This window comes from Collinsella aerofaciens, from assembly GCF_002736145.1.
Classification (GTDB): Bacteria; Actinomycetota; Coriobacteriia; order Coriobacteriales; family Coriobacteriaceae; genus Collinsella; species Collinsella aerofaciens_A.
On record NZ_CP024160.1, the window covers coordinates 153,552 to 173,804 of the forward strand.

At 59.7% G+C, this 20,253-nt stretch carries 12 protein-coding genes, 1 tRNA gene and 3 rRNA genes; 15 read left to right on the forward strand and 1 reads right to left on the reverse strand.

All coding sequences use genetic code 11. The features are described 5' to 3' along the window. The first annotated feature begins 2 nt into the window (after nt 1-2). Complete coding sequence (locus CSV91_RS00695; protein ID WP_099431416.1) at nt 3-800, forward strand: DUF4931 domain-containing protein; 798 nt, start codon at nt 3-5, stop codon at nt 798-800. Between the two features lie 30 nt (nt 801-830). On the opposite strand, the gene CSV91_RS00700 is transcribed toward CSV91_RS00695, so the two are convergent. Next, nucleotides 831-1,829, reverse strand: a complete 999-nt coding sequence (locus CSV91_RS00700; protein ID WP_099431417.1) for a bile acid:sodium symporter family protein — start codon at nt 1,827-1,829, stop codon at nt 831-833. Between the two features lie 276 nt (nt 1,830-2,105). Here CSV91_RS00700 and recJ point away from each other — a divergent pair, with 276 nt between their 5' ends. The 14 genes from recJ to CSV91_RS00770 all read left to right on the forward strand — a co-directional run bounded on the left by recJ (nt 2,106) and on the right by CSV91_RS00770 (nt 20,231). Further along, a complete protein-coding gene (gene recJ / locus CSV91_RS00705; protein WP_099431418.1) occupies nt 2,106-5,393 on the forward strand; it encodes a single-stranded-DNA-specific exonuclease RecJ in 3,288 nt (1,095 codons plus the stop codon). 15 nt (nt 5,394-5,408) lie between these two features. Beyond that, on the forward strand, nt 5,409-7,769 hold the full coding sequence (locus tag CSV91_RS00710) for a RelA/SpoT family protein (RefSeq protein ID WP_099431419.1): 2,361 nt from the start codon (nt 5,409-5,411) through the stop codon (nt 7,767-7,769). A gap of 88 nt (nt 7,770-7,857) precedes the next feature. Further along, nucleotides 7,858-8,541, forward strand: a complete 684-nt coding sequence (locus tag CSV91_RS00715; protein WP_099432748.1) for an MBL fold metallo-hydrolase — start codon at nt 7,858-7,860, stop codon at nt 8,539-8,541. A 194-nt stretch (nt 8,542-8,735) separates the two neighbouring features. Beyond that, complete coding sequence (gene fba / locus CSV91_RS00720; protein WP_035137086.1) at nt 8,736-9,602, forward strand: class II fructose-1,6-bisphosphate aldolase; 867 nt, start codon at nt 8,736-8,738, stop codon at nt 9,600-9,602. A 352-nt stretch (nt 9,603-9,954) separates the two neighbouring features. Next, a complete protein-coding gene (locus CSV91_RS00725; RefSeq protein WP_099431420.1) occupies nt 9,955-11,388 on the forward strand; it encodes a transglutaminase-like domain-containing protein in 1,434 nt (477 codons plus the stop codon). A gap of 39 nt (nt 11,389-11,427) precedes the next feature. Continuing rightward, nucleotides 11,428-11,514 (forward strand) — tRNA-Leu (locus CSV91_RS00730). 431 nt (nt 11,515-11,945) lie between these two features. Continuing rightward, nucleotides 11,946-12,515, forward strand: coding sequence for a translation initiation factor IF-3 (infC, locus tag CSV91_RS00735; protein ID WP_089573296.1), 570 nt, complete (start codon nt 11,946-11,948; stop codon nt 12,513-12,515). Between the two features lie 32 nt (nt 12,516-12,547). After that, a complete protein-coding gene (rpmI, locus tag CSV91_RS00740) occupies nt 12,548-12,739 on the forward strand; it encodes a 50S ribosomal protein L35 (RefSeq protein WP_006234422.1) in 192 nt (63 codons plus the stop codon). A 45-nt stretch (nt 12,740-12,784) separates the two neighbouring features. Next, entirely contained in the window at nt 12,785-13,144 is a 360-nt protein-coding gene (rplT, locus tag CSV91_RS00745; RefSeq protein ID WP_006234421.1) for a 50S ribosomal protein L20, read from the forward strand. Nucleotides 13,145-13,680: 536 nt separating this feature from the next. Further along, nucleotides 13,681-15,186, forward strand: a 16S ribosomal RNA gene (locus tag CSV91_RS00750). A 400-nt stretch (nt 15,187-15,586) separates the two neighbouring features. Then, nucleotides 15,587-18,560, forward strand: a 23S ribosomal RNA gene (locus tag CSV91_RS00755). Nucleotides 18,561-18,706: 146 nt separating this feature from the next. Then, a 5S ribosomal RNA gene (gene rrf / locus CSV91_RS00760) occupies nt 18,707-18,822 on the forward strand. Together the 16S, 23S and 5S rRNA genes form the textbook arrangement of a ribosomal RNA operon. Before the next feature lie 193 nt (nt 18,823-19,015). Continuing rightward, nucleotides 19,016-19,657 carry a dephospho-CoA kinase gene (gene coaE / locus CSV91_RS00765; protein ID WP_099431421.1) on the forward strand — a complete coding sequence of 214 codons (642 nt, stop codon included), beginning with the start codon at nt 19,016-19,018 and terminating at the stop codon, nt 19,655-19,657. Continuing rightward, nucleotides 19,650-20,231 (forward strand): lytic transglycosylase domain-containing protein, encoded by a 582-nt coding sequence (locus CSV91_RS00770; protein WP_099431422.1) that lies wholly within the window; start codon nt 19,650-19,652, stop codon nt 20,229-20,231. Before coaE ends, CSV91_RS00770 begins: the two co-directional genes overlap by 8 nt. Nucleotides 20,232-20,253: the final 22 nt, after the last annotated feature.

The window sequence follows — 20,253 nt, forward strand, 5'->3', positions numbered from 1 at the left end:
TCGTGGCGCTCGTATTTGACGTCCAGCAGGCGAGCGGCAAGCCCGACGATAATCGTCGCCCTGGCACCGCGTGTCCCTTTTGCGACACGGAGGGGCTCGCCAACATCATCCAGCGCGATGGTGACTGCATCTGGCTCGAGAATAAGTTCAAGACCTTGCGGGCCACCCGTCAGACCGTATTGATCGAGTCTGCCAATCACGACGCCGGCCTGGTGACCTATGAACCGGATGAGCTGCATCATGTGATGCGGTTTGCCCTGGGCTGTTGGCAGCAGATGATCGATTCCCAACAGTACCGCAGTGTGCTCATGTACAAGAACAAAGGCCCGCTTTCGGGCGGCAGCCTCGTCCATCCACACATGCAGATTGTGGGTTTGGAGCAGGAAGACGGCTATGCTTCGCTGGCTTCCGCCAATTTCGAAGGCATCGATGTCTGGCGGCAGGGGAGAATCTCGGTCAACATCTCAACCGAGCCTATCATGGGATTCTTTGAGGTCAACGTCTCGGCTCCACAGGGAATCGCCGCCAGCGACGACGCCCGCGACAAAGCCGAAGCAGACCTGTTTGCCGATGCGATTCAGGTGGCCCTGCGCTATATCCTGCACGAGCACCACGGCGGTCGCGCGGAGTCGTACAACTTGTTCTTCTACCACTTGGGCGGCCGGACCATTGCCAAGGCGCTGCCACGTTGGGTGGTATCGCCCTACTTTGTGGGCTATCGTTTAGCCCAGGTCAATGCCGAGACCACGCTCGATATCGATGCTGAGCGCCTACGCGCGCATCTGGAAACGCTCGCGTAGCAAGGCGAACGCCTGCGAAAAGTGTGCTGCCTAGCGTGCCATCGTGTCGCGACCGGCTTCGACCCGCTTGCGCTGTTTGGCGCGCTCCTCGCCGGTTAGGCGCTCAAAGAGATGCCCGATAATCGAGGCCAGCACCTGTTGAAACAGCGTGCCGCACATGACGGGGAACACGACTTCGCCGGGAAAATACTGTGTGGCGATGACGGCGCCCGAAGAGATATTGCGCATGCCGCAGGTAAAGCACATGGTGGTCGTCTCGCTATACGGCAGATGCAACGCACGGGCGACCAGAAAACCGACGACAAAGCCGCTGATGGCGAAAACCAAAATAAAGAGGGCGACTTCCAAGCGCTCAACATTCATGTGCAGCACGTACTCGCTCATGGCGGTGGAGTTGGACGCGATGACCCCCATCATCATGAACTTGCAGGCGGGCGAAAGCGCGGGGGAGAGTTTCTCGTGTCCCCATCCGCGTGTGAGCTCGTTGATCACGATGCCGAGCACGGCGGGGATGGCGATCATAAAGGCCATGTTCTGCATCATGCTCGGCACGTCGATCGAGACGGTGGCGCCCAGCAGGAGCTTGAGCGTAAGAGGAATCGTCACAGGTGAGATGACCGAGGACGTCAGGATGATGGTGAGCGCGAGCGGGCCGTTGCCGCCGAACATGCTAATCCACATAAAGGCGGTGACTGCCACGGGTACGCTGTACTCGAGCACGATGCCGCAGACAAGGTTCGGGTTGGAACCAAAGAACAGCGAGCTCATGGCATACGCCGCGATGGGGATGAGCACGGTCGAGACAAATAACGCCAAAATCAAATGTAGGGGACGGCGGAACACCTCGGCCACCTGGTGAAAGGTGTTGCTGAGCGCACCTTGGAACGTCATAAAGGCAAACAAGGCGGGAACGATGGGCTTGAGCACGCCGATCTGCTGGGGAAAGAGCACGCCGAGCGTCACGCAAATCGGAACGATGACCTGCATGTGCCCCGCGAGAAACTTGCCCAGTCCAACCCATTGCTTCATATGCTCTTGTGACTCCCTTTGCTCGTGAATCCGTTTTGAATGGATATGCTAGACGCTCGCATGCGTCAGTGCGTCAGAAACGCTCGATTATTTCGAGGCTATTACCGGCATCGTTTACCGAAACCGCGGCGTGCTGCGGCGATTTGCGTCCGCGCTGCACGGTATAATAAATCCGTTCAACAGATCTGCCTGCCGAAGCGGGCATACACAGAGGACTCATCGCTATGAACCGTGAGAGGTATCGCGGCGACCTGCCCCTATCGGGGGTGGGCGCCTATGTCATCGCTTAAGACGACGCATCGCTGGGCGGTCGCTCAGCAAAACCCCGAACTCGAAAAGGAGCTTTCGGCTGGCCTGGGAATACCCGGGCTGGTGGCGCGCATTATGGTTGCGCACGGCATTACATCCATCGAAGAGGGCCAGCTGTTTTTGACGCCTTCGCTCGATCGCGACTGGGCCGACCCAATCATTATCCCGGGCATGTCGGTCGTTGCCGACCGCGTCGAGCGTGCTATTCGCAACCACGAGCACATCGCGGTCTTTGGCGATTTTGACGTTGACGGTATTACGTCGACCTGCCTGTTAACCGAGGCGCTGCGCACGTTTGGCGCCGATGTCACGCCGTTTATTCCGCATCGCTTTGACGAGGGCTACGGTCTCTCGCGCGCGGCGCTCGACCGCGTTAACGAGCTCGCTCGCCCCCAGTTGATCGTGACCGTCGATAACGGCATTGCCGCCAAGGAAGAGGTCTCCTATCTGGAGAGCCTGGGAATCGATCTGGTGGTTACGGACCACCATGAGCCGTCCGACCAGGTGCCGCAGTGCGTGCCCCTGACCGACCCCAAGCTCGAGGATGAGGGGCCCTCGCGTGAACTTGCCGGTGCTGGTGTGGCGCTCAAGCTGGTGCAAGTCCTGGGTGAGCGCTTGGACAAGCCGTCGTATTGGCGTTCGCTAATCGAGGTCGCGGCGCTGGGCACCGTGTCCGACATGATGCCGCTCACGCCCGAGAACCGCGCGCTGGTTGCCGAGGGCATCCAGCAGATGCGCGTAACCGCTCGCCCCGGCTATATCGCGCTTGCCGCGCTCGCCAAGGCAGACCTTTCGAGCATTACGGCGGATGGCCTATCGTTCTCGCTCATTCCCCGCTTAAACGCTGCCGGTCGCATGGCCGATCCCAAGCTGGCGCTCGACCTGCTGCTTGCCCGCGATCCCATCGAAGCAAGCTCGCTGGCGGCCGAGCTCGAGGAAATCAACCGCCAGCGCCGTGAGATCGAGGCGGAGCTCACGCGCGATGCCATGGCAAAGGTCGAGAAGACCTATGACGGCGGACGCGCGATCGTTGTGGGCGGCGAAGGCTGGCACGAGGGCGTCAAGGGCATCGTGGCAAGCCGTCTGACCAACCGCTATCACGTGCCGGCGCTGCTGTTCTCGATCGAGGACGGTATCGCGCGCGGCTCTGGTCGCTCGGTGGGCAAAGTTAACCTGTTTGACGCCGTCGAGCGCTGTTCCGACCTGCTGATTCGTCGCGGCGGACATGCCGGTGCGGTGGGTGTGACCATCGAGGCATCCAAGCTCGATGAGTTCCGCCGCCGCCTTTCCGCCGTGCTGTCCGAGCTTCCCGCCGAGGACTTTGAAGACACTGACGAGGTCGCCGCCACCGTCGACCTTTCCGAGCTGAATATCGAGACCATCGAGCAGATCTCCCGCCTTGAGCCGTTTGGCCAGGGCAACAAGGTGCCGCTGCTGGCTGCCGAGGGCGTGACGATGTGCGACCGCGCCGTGGTGGGCAAAACCGGCGAGCACATGCGCTTTGTGGCGACCGATGGCGCCGCGAGTGTGCCGGCCATTATGTTCCGCGTGCCGCAAATCGATAAGCTCATCAACTGCGATAGCGCTGTCGACTTGGTGTTCGAGGCCGTTGCCGAGCATTGGCAGGGGCGTGTGAAGCCCAAGCTCATGATCAAGGATGTTCTGGTCCGCGATACCACTCTGCCTAGCGTCGACGATCCGGCATGTGAACTTCGCCGCGGCGTGCAACCGGCGGATTCCGGTCTGCGCCTGGAGTCGCGTAAGCGCGAGACGCTCGCCCAGCTTTCCTATACCGAGCTCACGCGCTCGCTTATCCATAGCTTTATCGGCTCGAACCAGCCGCACCGCGCGCAGGTCGAGGCACTCGATGCCCTGGCCGATCACCAAAGTGTTCTGGCCGTTATGGGAACGGGGCGCGGCAAGTCGCTCATCTTCCATGTGCATGCTGCGCGCGAGGCGGTCCTTCGCGGGCGTGCGAGCATCTTTGTCTATCCGCTGCGCGCGCTCGTTGCCGACCAGGCCTATCACCTCTCGTCGACGATGGCAGCGCTTGGCATTGGCGTTGGCGTGCTGACCGGCGAGACCGTGGAGGCCGCACGCGATGACGTGTTCGCCGGTCTAGCTTCGGGCCGTACCGGTATCGTGCTCACGACGCCCGAGTTCCTGTCTATCCACCGTGACCGTTTCGCGCGTTCGGGCCGCATCGGCTTTGTCGTTATCGATGAGGCGCACCACGCCGGCCTTGCCAAGGGCGGCGACCGTAGCGCCTATCTTGACATGCCCGATATCTTCAAAGCCCTGGGCGACCCGGTCGTTATGGCTGCGACGGCCACCGCGACGGCTCCGGTCGTGGCCGAGCTTGCCCGCATGTTGCCGATCACTCGCACGGTGGTCGACGAGACGGTGCGCGAGAACCTGCAGCTCGAGGACGACCGCGACCTTGCGAGCCGCGAGAACCGTTTGGTGTCGATCGTGGCGACGGGGGAGAAGACCGTCATTTACGTCAATTCGCGCGACCAGTCTGTGGCGCTCGCCAAGACGTTGCGCAAGCGTGTGCCCGATTGCGCAACCCATATCGCGTTCTATAACGCGGGGCTTGCGCGTTCCGATCGCCGTCGCGTGGAGGAAGCATTCCGAGACGGAAGCCTCAGCTGCATCGTTTCGACCTCCGCCTTTGGCGAGGGTGTCAACCTGCCCGATATCCGCCATGTCGTGCTCTACCACATGCCGTTTGGCGCCATCGAGTTCAACCAGATGAGCGGACGTGCCGGCCGCGATGGCCAGCCCGCCGTGATCCATCTGCTCTATTCGTCGCGCGACGCCCGCATTAACGAGCGCCTGCTCGACTGCTATGCGCCCGAGCGCGACGAGCTCGTCACGCTCTATCGCGCGCTGCAGACCATGTGGCGCTCCAACCGCGGCAAAACCGGGGACGATTCCTTTAGCGCGAGCGATATCGACATCGCGCAGATGTGCCTTGCCATCGATGCTCGCACGCCGGTCGACGAGCGTTCGGTGGAAAGCGGCCTGGGAATCTTCGAAGAGCTTGGTTTCTGTCGAGTTTCGGGGTTTGACGACACTCGTCGCATCGCGATGGCCGAAAACCCCGGCCGCGTGCAATTGAGCAGGTCAATTCGCTATTTGGAGGGCTTGCGCTCGCGCATGGAGTTTTCGGCTTTCCGGAGCTGGGCGCTCGATTCGTGCGCTTCTGATATGCTAGCCAAAGTTAACCGCCCGATCGTACCGCGGGCCTAGGGGAAGGGGACCTCGATGGATGCCGCAGCCCGTACCGCCCATGATTCCACCCTCCAGCCGTTTTCGGAGATGGAGCACTATAAGCATGCCGATGAGCTGCCGCCCGAGATTATGGCGGACAGCTACGACAAGCTGGAGCGCCTGTGCCTCAAATATATGAATGAGGACGACTTTTCTAAGGTTGAGCAGGCCTACTGCTTTGCCGCCGAGAAGCACTGCAACCAAAAGCGCCGCTCGGGCGAGATGTACATTAACCATCCCGTCGAGGTTGCCATCATTTTGGCCGATCTCAAGATGGACTGCGATGTGGTGTGCGCCGCGCTGCTGCACGATACCGTCGAGGATACTGAGACCTCGCTCGCCGATGTTTCCGGCCTGTTTGGCGATACGGTGGCCGAGCTCGTCGATGGCGTGACCAAGCTCACCAACATCGAAGTCGACAGCATGGACGAGAAGCAGGCGCTCACGCTGCGCAAGATGTTCCTCGCCATGTCCAAGGACATTCGCGTCATCATCGTTAAACTTGCCGATCGTCTGCACAACATGCGAACGCTGGCAGCCCTGCGCGAGGATCGTCGCCTGTTTAAGGCTCGCGAGACCATGGACGTGTACGCGCCCTTGGCCGACCGCCTGGGCATGAGCTCTATTAAGTGGGAGCTCGAGGACCTGTCCTTCTTCTACCTGGAGCCCGATGCCTACCAGCGCATCGCGCGTATGGTAGCTGAGTCGCGCGAGGTCCGCGAACGCTACCTTGCCGAGACCATCAAGACGCTTACCGATGAGCTCAACCGCATTGGTCTGGAGGACTTCCAGATCAACGGCCGCTCCAAGCACTATTGGTCCATCTACCAAAAGATGAAGCGCAAGGGCAAGGAGTTCTCCGAGATCTACGACCTGGTGGCGCTGCGCGTTATTACCCATTCGGTGCGCGATTGCTACTCCACGCTCGGTGCGGTGCATACGCTGTGGCACCCCATGCCCGGTCGCTTTAAAGACTATATCGCCATGCCTAAGGTCAATAACTACCAGTCGCTCCACACGACGGTCATCGGCCCCACGGCTCGCCCGCTCGAGATTCAGATTCGAACCTACGAGATGCATGAGCAGGCCGAGTACGGCATTGCCGCCCACTGGCTATATAAGAAGTCGGGCGGATCGTCTGCGTCTAAGACCAATGATGCCCAGCGTCTGGACGACCAGATTAACTGGCTCAAACATTCGCTCGATTGGGCTGCGTCTGATGAGATTACCGACGCCAAGGAATACCTGCATTCGCTGAAGGTCGACCTCTTCGATCAGGAGATCTTTGTCTTTACGCCCAAGGGCGAGGTCATGGCGCTTCGTGCCGGCTCCACGCCGCTCGACTTTGCCTACGCCGTTCACACCGAGGTGGGAAACCATTGCGTCGGCGCCAAAATCAACGGTGCGGTGGCTCCGCTCACGCACGAGATTAAGACGGGTGACCGTGTCGAGATTCTGACTAACAAGAGTTCCAAGCCGTCGCGTGATTGGCTCAAGATCGTTAAGACACCTTCCGCCAAGTCAAAGATCCGCCGCTATTTTGCCGCTGCGACCAAGGACGACGACGCTGCTGCCGGTCGCGATATGCTGTCCAAGGACCTGCGTAAGCGTGGCTATGGCATTTCTACGCCGCGTTCGACGCGTGCGCTCAACGCCGTGGCGGAGCAGTTTAACTTCAAGCAGCTCGAGGACCTGTTTGCCGCCGTCGGCGCCGGCAAGGTTGCCCCGCGCGCTGTGGGCAATAAGGTCGAGCAAATCTTGGACCCCAAGCCCGAGGAACAGCTCACCAAGGCCGAGGCTATCGCCGAGGTCGTGAAGCAGCCTGCTCGCGGCTCCAACCGCAAGCCGCAAAAGCGCGGCAAGAGCGCCAGTAACGGCATTATCGTCAAGGGCGAGAGCAACAGCGGCCTACTGGTCCGTCTGGCTCATTGCTGCAACCCCGTGACGGGCGACGACATCGTCGGCTTCATCACGCGCGGTCGTGGCGTTTCGGTGCATCGCGCCAACTGTCCCAACGTCAAGGGTCTTATGGAGCATCCCGAGCGCATGATCGAAGTGGAGTGGGACGGCGCTGCCGACACCCTCTTCCAGGTCGAGATCGTGGTCGAGTGCCTGGACCGCATGGGCCTTCTCAAGGATGTCACCATTGCCATTGGCGATGCGGGCGGCAATATCCTTTCTGCCGCCACGTCGACCAACCGCGAGGGTATTGCAACCCTGCGCTTTATGGTCGAGATCTCGGACGCGAGCGGTTTGGATCCGCTGCTGGCTTCCATCAGCAGTGTCGATTCGGTCTACGACGCTCGCCGTCTTATGCCCGGCGAAGGCGGAGCTCAGCTTAAGCGCCGTGTGTAGGTGCGAGAGCCTCTCAGCATCATAGATATTGGTTACGTTCGAGGCATCGTTTGGTGCCTCGAACGTATTTTAGAAGGAGGGTATGCGCATGGGCGATATGACTTTGGACCTGACACCCCGAGGTGCGGCTTCGATTGAGGCATTCGTCAACGGCCCCATTCAGACCAACAGTTACGCCGTGATTTCGAATGACGAGTGCTTAATCGTCGATCCGGCGTGGGAAGGCGAGCGTCTTGTGGAGCATATCCGCACCGCGCGTCCCGAGGTGCGCGTACTCGGCTCTGTCTGCACGCACGGTCATGCCGACCATGTTGGCGGGGTCGCCGGGGTTCGAGCTGTTGTTGGCGACGGCGCGCTATATGAGTTGTGCGCTAAGGACGTGAAGGTACCTCGCGCAAATATCGAGGAGCAGCGCACCATGTGGGGTATCGAGACGCCCGATCCGGGTAAGCCGACGCGTTTGCTTGCCGAGGGCGATACAATCGAGGTGGGCGACGTCTGCCTGCAGGTGATCGAGACGCCGGGGCATACGCCGGGCGGCATCGTCCTGTTCGCCGCGACCGAGCAGGGGAACATCGCCTTTGTGGGCGACACGCTTTTCCCGGGCAGCCACGGTCGTACCGATCTTTCCGGCGGTGACGAGGCGGCGATTATGCGCTCGCTCTCCAAACTTGCCAAGACGCTTCCGCCCGATACCGTTTGCTTGACGGGCCATGGCGATTCGACCACGATGGCGCGCGAACTTATGCAGAATCCGTTTATGCAGATGTAGGCTCGAAGCCGTCTTTCGAACCACGAAGACCGCTCAATCGTCAAGCTATTTTCCCCAGTGGGTCGATTCTGTGGGGCAAACGGTCAAAATATGTCCAATCGGATGGTATTCGTGAACAAACGAACGTTTATGCGCGGGTATGTCGTGGTAAAATCTCAGGCGTTATCGGAGCAACCTTACAGGAGGTTTCTTTTATGCTCGTCAACGCAGCAGACATGCTCAAGAAGGCCGAGGCCGGCAAGTACGGTCTCGGTGCCTTCAACACCAACAACCTCGAGTGGACCCTGGCTATTCTCCAGGCCGCCGAGGAGGCCAAGTCTCCGCTGATCCTTCAGTGCACCGCTGGTGCCGCTAAGTGGATGGGCGGTTTCAAGGTCTGCGCCGACATGGTCAAGGCTGCCGTCGAGGCCACGGGCGTTACCGTTCCCGTCGCCCTTCACCTCGATCACGGTTCTTACGAGGACTGCTTCAAGTGCATCGAGGCCGGCTTTACGTCCATCATGTATGACGGCTCTCACGAGGAGACCTTCCAGCTTAACCTCGACCGCACCAAGGAGCTCGTTGAGCTTGCCCACTCCAAGGGCATGTCCATCGAGGCCGAGGTCGGCGGCATCGGCGGCACCGAGGACGGCGTGACCTCCAGCGGCGAGCTCGCTGATCCTGCTGAGTGCAAGCAGATCGCTGACCTGGGCGTCGACTTCCTCGCCTGCGGCATCGGCAACATCCACGGCGTGTACCCCGCCGACTGGGCTGGCCTTTCCTTCGAGCGCCTGGGCGAGATCAAGGCCCAGACCGGCGACCTGCCCCTCGTCCTGCACGGTGGCACCGGCATCCCCGAGGATCAGATCAAGAAGGCCATCTCCCTGGGCATCTCCAAGATCAACGTCAACACCGACCTGCAGCTCGTCTTCGCCAAGGGCGTTCGCGAGTACATCGAGGCTGGCAAGGATCAGCAGGGCAAGGGCTTTGACCCCCGCAAGCTCCTCAAGCCTGGTCGCGACAACATCGTTGCCCGCACCAAGGAGCTCATGGAGGAGTTTGGCTCCGTCAACAAGGCGTAAGTAGCGGTTTAACTTTCCCGTCGGAGGCCCCGTTCACCCTACGCTTTTCCCTTGCGCTCACCTGGCTTTGCCAGAAGTCGCGCAATGGGAAAAGCTCCGGGTGAACGGGGCCTCCTTCGTTAACTCGCTACAGGGTTACTGGGCAGAATTTAAATGGCTACTGGCTTCGCCAGAAGTCGCGCCAAGGAAACAGTTCCGGGGGACGGGGCTTCCTTCGTTTAACGCCGCAGGGTTACGAGGCTGAGTTATTTATTTGACTACCGTTCAGCGGTGTTGATGGCTCCCTTGTTGGGGCTTTCTTTTTATCTCGCTACAATGGGCTTCAAGCGTTCTAGTGACTTGGAGTTTTGGTATGGCTGTTATTAATGTACTGCCTTCGGATGGGAAGGTTATTGACGAGGGTCCAGTCGGTTGCTTTGTTGATGTTTGCTGTGATGACTTTCGTCATCTCGATGTTGGACTGCCGCCCGAGATTCTTCGTCTTAAGGATGCCGGGTATTTGACGCAGGCTGTTGCTGCCTGCGATCGCCTTTTGGAGCAGAACCCCGAGCCTTCGCTGGCTGCTTGTGTTCGTGCCGAGCGGTATCGCATGCTCGAGACGCTGCTTCATTTTTCGGTGTCGCGCGACCAAGCTATTGCGATGATTCGCGAGGAGTGGCCAGAGTTTACCGAAGAGCAGTTTGATGACCTGATTAATCGTAAGCGTATTGACTGGCGCTTTATCGATGGCGAACTGTTCGTTCTCGACAACTTCCTCGATTCGCTTCGCGTATATCCCAAAGAGGTTCCCGGCATGCGGCCCGATTCTACGGACGGAATAGCACTGCGCAACGAGATGCTCAAGGAGATGGAGTCACAAAACGGATTGGCTCGCGTCATTACGCTTAAAGCGTCCGTGTCTGTCCCCGGTGCTCTAGATGGAGAGACTGTTCGCGCGTGGCTACCCGTTGCCGCTGCCTGTCGTCAACAGTCTCATATCGAGGTTCTCGATATGACGCCGGAGGGTGCTGTTGCCCCCGCGAATGCTTCGGCGCGTACCGCCTCGTGGTCTTCTTCGAGTGAGCACTTTTTTTCGGTGACCTATCGTTATCACATCGATGCTGCTTATTGTGATGTCTACGGTGGCACACTTCCGGTTCACCCGCGTATGGACGCGCCTCTGCCCGAGGATATTTCCGAGGACCGTCCGCACATTGCATTCACGCCGTATCTACAGCAGCTGACAGCCCGTGTCATTGACGGGCTCGAGGATCCGCTCGATCGCGCCCGTGCTATCTATGATTACCTGACGCAGCATATCGACTATCGCTATCAGCCGCCGTACTTGCTTTTGGAATCTATTGCCGATGACTGCGCGCATTCGCTCCGCGGCGATTGCGGCGTTATGGCGCTCACGTTTATCACCATGTGCCGTATCGCGGGCGTGCCTGCCCGTTGGCAGAGCGGCCTGTATGTTACGCCCGATTCGGTGGGGTCGCACGACTGGGCAGAGTTCTATACGCCGCAGACCGGTTGGCTCAACGCCGACGTGTCATTTGGATCTTCTGCTCGCAGGATGGGGGAGGAGTGGCGCCGCCGTCACTACTTTGGCAATCTCGACCCGTGGCGTATGGTGGCCAACAATCGATTCCAGGCAGAGTTTGAGCCCTCTTTCGACGGCATGCGCGAGGACCCTTACGATAACCAGATGGGTGAGGCTTCGGTTGACGGTCGCGGATGCCGTCGGCGCGAGATGCTCCGCACGGTCGAACTCATCGAAATGCTCGAAGTTCCATTTTCGGACTAATCGGTAGAAAGCTGTGATAAACTAACTCACGCATTGCGTGCCCGAGTGGCGGAATTGGCAGACGCAGTGGACTCAAAATCCACCGTTGGCAACAACGTGCGAGTTCGAGTCTCGCCTCGGGCACCATTCATGCAAGCGAGCGTTCAAGGGGGTTGCGACCCCCTTTTTCGTGCCGAACTCGCGTGAGCGCGCGAAGCGTTAAGCAAACAGGCTTGTGGCCTGTTTGTAGCGGAGCGTGGCGAGGGCGCCACGCGCCCGAAGCCTGGAGCTTCGCGAAGCGAAGGCCCTTCGAGTCTCGCCTCGGGCACCATTCATGCAAGCGAGCGTTCAAGGGGGTCAAGGCCCCTTTTTCGTGTACGTAATGTGATAACGTGCTGTACGTGTTATTATTCGCAAGGCGTTGTTCCCGCAATGCCCTAAAGAGGAACCTGAGGGTTCCCACCTTTTGGCGCCAATGAGCAGCTGACTGGTCATACAACTTAGATTCCCTTCCTCAAATCGAGGAAGTCTATGTGTACGACCTGGTTGCTGAGAAGCGCCGGGTTATTTTTTTATGAATGGAGGTAGGGAAAATAGCTAAGTCTGATGACACCCGCATCAACGACGAGATCACTGCATCTTCGTGTCGTTTGATTGGCGTCGATGGCTCTCAGCTCGGCCTGTTCGCCATCCGCGATGCCCAGCGCGTCGCCGACGATCAGGGTCTCGACCTAGTCGAGATCGCTCCCAACGCGGAGCCGCCGGTCTGCAAGGTCATGGACTACGGTAAGTTCAAGTACCAGCAGGCCATGAAGGCCAAGGCTGCTCGTAAGAACCAGTCCAAGGTCGAGGTCAAGGAAATGAAGTTCCGACCCAAGATCGACGTTGGCGACTACGAGACCAAGAAGGGTCACGTTCTGCGCTTCCTCAAGAAGGGCGCACGCGTTAAGATCACCATCATGTTCCGCGGCCGTGAGATGGCTCACCCGGAGCAGGGCCTTAACGTTCTCGAGCGTCTCGCCGAGGATCTCAAGCCTTACGCTACGGTCGAGTCCAAGCCTAAGATGGAAGGCCGTAACATGCTTATGCTGCTCGCCCCGATTAAGGGCGCCTTCGATGAGGATAAAGCGGCAAGCGATAGCAAGTAACTAGTGTTCTGTAACCGATTAAGGAGTATTTCATGCCTAAGATGAAGTCCCACAGCGGCACCAAGAAGCGTTTCCGCAAGACTGGTACCGGCAAGCTTATGCGCGCCAAGGCTTTCAAGAGCCACATCCTGAGCAAGAAGTCCACCAAGCGTAAGCGTGGCTTCCGTCAGGAGACCGAGATCGCCGCTGCCGACCGCAAGGTCATCAAGTCGCGTCTCGCCTAAGTTCGCGTTCCCGTTTTCGTTTTACCATCTAGGAGTTGATAGAACATGGCACGTATTAAGCGCGCTGTTGCCGCCAAGAAGAAGCGCCGTACCGTTATGCACCGTGCGAAGGGTTACTACGGTGCCGCTTCGCGTACTTACAAGCATGCTAAAGAGCAGGTCCAGCACTCCCTGCAGTATCAGTATCGTGATCGCCGCAACAAGAAGCGCGAGATTCGTTCTCTCTGGATCACTCGTATCAACGCTGCTGCTCGCCTGAACGATATTTCTTACTCTCAGTTCATGCACGGCCTGAAGGTTGCCGGCATCGAGCTCGACCGCAAGGTCCTGGCTCAGATGGCTTACGAGGACATCGAGTCCTTCAACGAGCTGGCTACCATCGCCAAGAAGGCTCTCGAGGCCTAATAGATTCTCTTGAATCGCTAGGGGAGTGTCGCGTTGTGCGCGGCGCTCCCTCTTTTTATCTGAAGCGCGGTTTACATTGCTAAAAGCGCGGGTAGATAGACACTTACAGGTGACCGATCTCTATATATTCCTGAACCAAAGGGTCATCATCTGATACGTGCGGAAGATCCACACCAGTCTTTCTATTACCTATAGAAAGCGATATGTTGTGTAGGACTTGTGAAGAGTGGAATTGACGTCCCACAAGGCTTCGCGGTCTGGCAATATATCTCCTTGCCGCGCGGCCCGGTCGGACCGGATCAGCCGCGGGGCGTGCACCTTGAGAACCGGATACTGCGAGGATGGACACTTACTTCAGTGTCGCATCCGGGCAGACATCGAACCATTTGAAATGGTCTAACTTGGATTTGTTTTTCGCAAGGCCGCCGAGAGGCGGCCCCGAGAAATTCCTTTTCCTATACTAAAACCATATGAATCGAACGGAACCGATCAGCGATGAACTGAGAGGACCGGACGGGCTCGAAGCCCATACATTTTGGACGGAGAGTTCGATCCTGGCTCAGGATGAACGCTGGCGGCGCGCCTAACACATGCAAGTCGAACGGCACCCATCTTCGGATGGAAGCGAGTGGCGAACGGCTGAGTAACACGTGGAGAACCTGCCCCCTCCCCCGGGATAGCCGCCCGAAAGGACGGGTAATACCGGATACCCCGGGGTGCCGCATGGCACCCCGGCTAAAGCCCCGACGGGAGGGGATGGCTCCGCGGCCCATCAGGTAGACGGCGGGGTGACGGCCCACCGTGCCGACAACGGGTAGCCGGGTTGAGAGACCGACCGGCCAGATTGGGACTGAGACACGGCCCAGACTCCTACGGGAGGCAGCAGTGGGGAATCTTGCGCAATGGGGGGAACCCTGACGCAGCGACGCCGCGTGCGGGACGGAGGCCTTCGGGTCGTAAACCGCTTTCAGCAGGGAAGAGTCAAGACTGTACCTGCAGAAGAAGCCCCGGCTAACTACGTGCCAGCAGCCGCGGTAATACGTAGGGGGCGAGCGTTATCCGGATTCATTGGGCGTAAAGCGCGCGTAGGCGGCCCGGCAGGCCGGGGGTCGAAGCGGGGGGCTCAACCCCCCGAAGCCCCCGGAACCTCCGCGGCTTGGGTCCGGTAGGGGAGGGTGGAACACCCGGTGTAGCGGTGGAATGCGCAGATATCGGGTGGAACACCGGTGGCGAAGGCGGCCCTCTGGGCCGAGACCGACGCTGAGGCGCGAAAGCTGGGGGAGCGAACAGGATTAGATACCCTGGTAGTCCCAGCCGTAAACGATGGACGCTAGGTGTGGGGGGACGATCCCCCCGTGCCGCAGCCAACGCATTAAGCGTCCCGCCTGGGGAGTACGGCCGCAAGGCTAAAACTCAAAGGAATTGACGGGGGCCCGCACAAGCAGCGGAGCATGTGGCTTAATTCGAAGCAACGCGAAGAACCTTACCAGGGCTTGACATATGGGTGAAGCGGGGGAGACCCCGTGGCCGAGAGGAGCCCATACAGGTGGTGCATGGCTGTCGTCAGCTCGTGTCGTGAGATGTTGGGTTAAGTCCCGCAACGAGCGCAACCCCCGCCGCGTGTTGCCATCGGGTGATGCCGGGAACCCACGCGGGACCGCCGCCGTCAAGGCGGAGGAGGGCGGGGACGACGTCAAGTCATCATGCCCCTTATGCCCTGGGCTGCACACGTGCTACAATGGCCGGTACAGAGGGATGCCACCCCGCGAGGGGGAGCGGATCCCGGAAAGCCGGCCCCAGTTCGGATTGGGGGCTGCAACCCGCCCCCATGAAGTCGGAGTTGCTAGTAATCGCGGATCAGCATGCCGCGGTGAATGCGTTCCCGGGCCTTGTACACACCGCCCGTCACACCACCCGAGTCGTCTGCACCCGAAGTCGCCGGCCCAACCGCAAGGGGGGAGGCGCCGAAGGTGTGGAGGGTGAGGGGGGTGAAGTCGTAACAAGGTAGCCGTACCGGAAGGTGCGGCTGGATCACCTCCTTTCTAGGGAGATACATTCTTAGAGAGAAACACTTTAACTCGAATAGAGGGCAGGAGCCCGTCCGGTAGATGTCCCGCCACGGATGATTCCCCGCAGCACCCGGTCCCCGGGGTCGCACCCGCGTACCTTGAGAGCCGCATAGCGATAGGAGAGAGATGGAAGATCCGAATCTTCCAGACTCGATTCTTTTCTGCGATTTAAAGACAGAATGATAGCAATCATTCATCCGATCCAAACAAGAAGAATTCACTTAATTATGAGTGAGGAGCATCTGATCGCGAGCACAGTCAAGACTGTGCCGCGGTATGAGATACCCGAATTGCGACATACGAGCGCTATTCATGATATCGATTAATTGACTTAATTAGCGACACGTGGATATCCCGCGGGCCCGATGCGGTCCCGCAAGATACCACGGGCGCACGGCGGATGCCTTGGCACAGGGAGCCGATGAAGGACGCGGCAAGCTGCGATAATCCCCGGCGAGGAGCACACATCCTTCGACCCGGGGGTCTCCGAATGGGCGAACCCATGCACAGCAGTGTGCATATCCCCCCGCTGAACACATAGGCGGGGGGAGGACAACCCGGGGAACTGAAACATCTAAGTACCCGGAGGAGAGGAAATCAATCTCGAGACTCCCCGAGTAGCGGCGAGCGAAAGGGGACCGATGGCCAAACCGTCGAGCGGGCATACCCGGCAGGGGTTCCGCCGACGGGGTTGCAGGGCCGCGCATCCGGGGGCTGCCGCCCCCGGGCGCAGGTCCGGCTGGGGAGCGGAACGGCATGGGAGGGCCGGCCGCAGCGGGTGACAGCCCCGTACGCGAACCCAGACCGGACGGCGCGACGCGGTCCCTGAGTAGGGCCGGGCACGTGAAACCCGGTCCGAACCTGGGTGGACCACCATCCAAGCCTGAGTACTACCCTGTGACCGATAGCGCACCAGTACCGTGAGGGAAAGGTGAAAAGCACCCCGGGAGGGGAGTGAAACAGTACCTGAAACCGTGCGCCCACGAGCAGTCGGAGCACCCTTGTGGTGTGACGGCGTGCCTTTTGTAGAATGAGCCAGCGAGTCGCTGGCGCGGGGCGAGGTTAACCGAAAGGGAGCCGGAGCGAAAGCGAGCCTTAACAGGGCGACTTGAGTCCCGCGCCGCGGACGCGAAGCCGGGTGAGCTATCCGTGGGCAGGCTGAAGCGGGGGTAAGACCCCGTGGAGGGCCGAACGCACGTCGGTTGAAAACGGCGGCGATGACCTGCGGATAGGGGTGAAAGGCCAATCAAACCCGGAGATATCTCGTTCTCCCCGAAATAGCTTTAGGGCTAGCGTCGCGCGTTCACCGCCGGAGGTAGAGCACCGGATGGACGAGGGGGCTTCGCCGCCTACCGAATCCAACCGAACTCCGAATGCCGGCGGCCCAGAGCGCGGCAGTCAGAGCATGTGGGCTAAGCTGTGTGCTCGAGAGGGAAACAGCCCGGACCGCCCGCTAAGGTCCCCAAGTTCCAGCCGAGTGGCAAAGGATGTGCGTCCGCCCAGACAACCAGGATGTTGGCTTAGAAGCAGCCATGCATTCAAAGAGTGCGTAACAGCTCACTGGTCGAGTGGACATGCGCCGACAATACACGGGGCTAAGCTGGACACCGAAGCGGCGGGATTTTACCTAAGTAGAATCGGTAGGGGAGCTTCCCATGGGCGGAGAAGCCGGAGGGCGACCGACGGTGGAGCGCATGGGAGTGAGAATGCTGGCATGAGTAGCGAGAGACGAGAGAGTAACTCGTCCGCCGTGAACCCGAGGTTTCCTGGGCAAGGCTAATCCTCCCAGGGTCAGTCGGGGGCTAAGGCGAGGCCGGTAGGCGTAGCCGACGCGCAGCAGGCAGACATTCCTGCACCGCGCACGCGGCGCTACGACCGACGGGGCGACGGATGGGGGTGGCTCGGCGGGGTTCTGGACGTCCCCGTGATGGAGCGCGGCCCGCGGACCAGGGAAATCCGGTCCGCACGAGGGCGAGGCTCCGGACGAAGCGATTGAGCGAAGCGAGTGAGCCCGAGGTCCCTAGAAAAACCCCTAGGCAGGCGCGTGCGCGCCCGTACCGCAAACCGACACAGGTGGGTGGGTAGAACATACCGAGGCGATCGGGTCAACCATGGTCAAGGAACTCGGCACAATGGCCCCGTAACTTCGGGAGAAGGGGTGCCCGCGCGTACGTGAACCGGCTTGCCCGGGGAGCGGAGGCGGGCCGCAGTGGAGAGGCCCAAGCGACTGTTTACCAAAAACACAGGACTCTGCAGAAGCCGCAAGGCGACGTATAGGGTCTGACGCCTGCCCGGTGCCGGAAGGTCACGCGGAGGGGTTAGCCGCAAGGCGAAGCCCCGAAGCCAAGCCCCGGTAAACGGCGGCCGTAACTATAACGGTCCTAAGGTAGCGAAATTCCTTGTCGGGTAAGTTCCGACCTGCACGAAAGGCGCAACGACTTGGGCGCTGTCTCGACCATGGACCCGGTGAAATTGCACTGGTCGTGAAGATGCGACTTACCCGCGGAAGGACGGAAAGACCCCGTGAACCTTCACTGCAGCTTGGCATTGGCCGCTGGTCCCGCGTGTAGAGGATAGGCAGGAGGCACAGATCCGGAGGCGCCAGCCCCCGGGGAGCCGCCCTTGGAATACTGCCCTCGCGCGACCGGCGTCCTAACCCGAGGCCGTCAACCGGCTCGGGGACCGTGCCAGGCGGGCAGTTTGACTGGGGCGGTCGCCTCCTAAAGGGTAACGGAGGCGCGCGAAGGTCCGCTCGGGACGGTCGGCAACCGTCCTTTTGAATGCAAGAGTACAAGCGGGCTTGACTGCGAGGCCCACAAGCCGAGCAGGTGCGAAAGCAGGCTCTAGTGATCCGGCGGCCCCGAGTGGGTGGGCCGTCGCTCAACGGATAAAAGGTACTCCGGGGATAACAGGCTGATCTTGCCCAAGAGTCCACATCGACGGCAAGGTTTGGCACCTCGATGTCGGCTCATCGCATCCTGGGGCTGGAGCAGGTCCCAAGGGTACGGCTGTTCGCCGTTTAAAGCGGTACGCGAGCTGGGTTCAGAACGTCGTGAGACAGTTCGGTCCCTATCCTCCGTGGGCGCAGGAGAATCGATGGAGGCTGCCCCCAGTACGAGAGGACCGGGGTGGACGCACCTCCGGTGAACCGGTTGTCGACCAACGGCACGGCCGGGTAGCCGCGTGCGGCGCGGATAACCGCTGAAGGCATCTAAGCGGGAAGCCGTTCCAGGGATTAGTTCTCCTTCCGGTAAGGGCCCAGGTAGACTACCTGGTCGATAGACGGCAGGTGCAAGGCTGGCGACAGCCTCAGCCGAGCCGCACTAATCGCCCGAGCTCTTCCGGAACCGCACCTCGCGGCCCGCGGGACTGAGCGCTCATGCGCGCGGTCCGGGCACGAGGATGCCCCCGAGTCATACTTTCCTATGCGCCATGCGGCCCCCAGGGCACGTGAGTAGACACCGGACACCGTAACGGTGGGCGCCGCCCACCGGTCAGCGGCCAGAGCATGGGGGGCACGCCCGGTCCCGTTCCGAACCCGGAAGCTAAGCCCCATCGCGCCGAGAGTACTGCGGGGTCAGCCCGTGGGAGGCCAGGGCGCCGCTGACCGGTGGACGGCACCGAGCCGTACGCTTGAACTGAGAAGGGGGAGGCCTCGCGGCCTCCCCCTTTTTTGCGTTTTATAGAGAGCTGTAATACAAGAACTCGCCTTCTTTTAGCTTGTCTTACTGTTTGGCTGTATTTTGAGTCCTTCTTTTGTATTTGCGCGATAATAACTCCCATTGGCGTTAGGGAGGACTTGATGTTTACCGTTTTTGTCTTGGGCAATATTGCTTCGGGTAAGTCGACTGCCTGCCGCTATCTCGAATCTCATGGCGCCATGCTTATCGATCTGGACGAGCTTGCCAAATCGCTGTATGTGCCAGGCTCCGATATCGTCAATGCCCTCGCGGAAGAATTTGGCTGGGATATTTTGGACGAGGAGGGCGGCGTTCGCCGTAACATCCTCGCTTCTCGAGCTTTTGTTTCTCCTGATGCGGTCGCGAGGCTCAATAGCATTGTGCACCCCGTTCTCATTGAGCAGCTGTCACTGAGGATTCTTGATCCGGTTTGCTGCACGGTTTCGTCCCCCCGTTATCCCTTTGCGGTTGTCGAGGTTTCTGCCCCGACTGGTTTTGAGGATGCATTTGGTTTGGCTGATGAAATTCTGGTCATCAGCGCCCCTTTGTCAGTTCGTCGCGAGCGCGCTATTCATCGTGGTATGGAGCCATCTGATTTCGATGCCCGTTCTGCTTGCCAGCCCGATGAGTCTGCGCTGTGCAATCTCGCTACAACGGTGATTGATAATGCCGCATGCGATAATTCGCTCTTTGAGCAGCTTGACTCTTGGCTTGCATTCCATGGGTTTATAGACACCGCGAATAAGGAGGATGCCGATGCCTAAGACACGTTTCTTTGCGTGGTATCGCCTTATACCGCTGGCTGCCGTTTTTGCCTTCGGCCTTATCTCATTCGTTTACTCGTGTGCTCCTGCCGCTTTCTTTAAGCCGCTGTATCCGATTGACTACGAGGCATATGTAAAGCAATCCAGTATTTCGCATAATCTGGATCCGTATCTGGTGTGCGCTGTTATTAAGTCGGAATCGAATTGGGATCCCAAGGCCGAATCGAATCAGGGTGCTCAGGGATTGATGCAGCTGATGCCCGTGACTGCCCAGGATATGATTGCCAAAGGTCTTGTCGATGGTAGCGAGTATTCAGCCGACAACCTTAACGATCCCGCTACGAACATCGAGTTTGGCTGCGCATACCTCTCGTATCTTCTGACCTATTTCAACGGGTCGACTGACAGTGCCATTGCCGCCTATAACGCCGGTATGGGCAATGTCGACGGATGGGCGCAGCAGAACACGTCACTTCATAATGCGATTACCTTCCCTGAAACTCAGGCTTATCTGATTCGTGTCAATAATGCCTGGGTTCGCTATAAGACCCTCTATCCCGATCGGTTCGTATAGGACTATGCCTGCCGCCTGCGTA

What these genes read in the sequence shown, in the direction of transcription:
- CSV91_RS00700 (WP_099431417.1), bottom strand. Translation starts at nt 1,829, where the DNA reads ATGAAGCAATGGGTTGGACTGGGCAAGTTTCTCGCGGGGCACATGCAG.
- recJ (WP_099431418.1), top strand. Translation starts at nt 2,106, where the DNA reads ATGTCATCGCTTAAGACGACGCATCGCTGGGCGGTCGCTCAGCAAAAC.
- CSV91_RS00710 (WP_099431419.1), top strand. Translation starts at nt 5,409, where the DNA reads ATGGATGCCGCAGCCCGTACCGCCCATGATTCCACCCTCCAGCCGTTT.
- CSV91_RS00715 (WP_099432748.1), top strand. Translation starts at nt 7,858, where the DNA reads ATGGGCGATATGACTTTGGACCTGACACCCCGAGGTGCGGCTTCGATT.
- fba (WP_035137086.1), top strand. Translation starts at nt 8,736, where the DNA reads ATGCTCGTCAACGCAGCAGACATGCTCAAGAAGGCCGAGGCCGGCAAG.
- CSV91_RS00725 (WP_099431420.1), top strand. Translation starts at nt 9,955, where the DNA reads ATGGCTGTTATTAATGTACTGCCTTCGGATGGGAAGGTTATTGACGAG.
- infC (WP_089573296.1), top strand. Translation starts at nt 11,946, where the DNA reads ATGGAGGTAGGGAAAATAGCTAAGTCTGATGACACCCGCATCAACGAC.
- rpmI (WP_006234422.1), top strand. Translation starts at nt 12,548, where the DNA reads ATGCCTAAGATGAAGTCCCACAGCGGCACCAAGAAGCGTTTCCGCAAG.
- rplT (WP_006234421.1), top strand. Translation starts at nt 12,785, where the DNA reads ATGGCACGTATTAAGCGCGCTGTTGCCGCCAAGAAGAAGCGCCGTACC.
- coaE (WP_099431421.1), top strand. Translation starts at nt 19,016, where the DNA reads ATGTTTACCGTTTTTGTCTTGGGCAATATTGCTTCGGGTAAGTCGACT.
- CSV91_RS00770 (WP_099431422.1), top strand. Translation starts at nt 19,650, where the DNA reads ATGCCTAAGACACGTTTCTTTGCGTGGTATCGCCTTATACCGCTGGCT.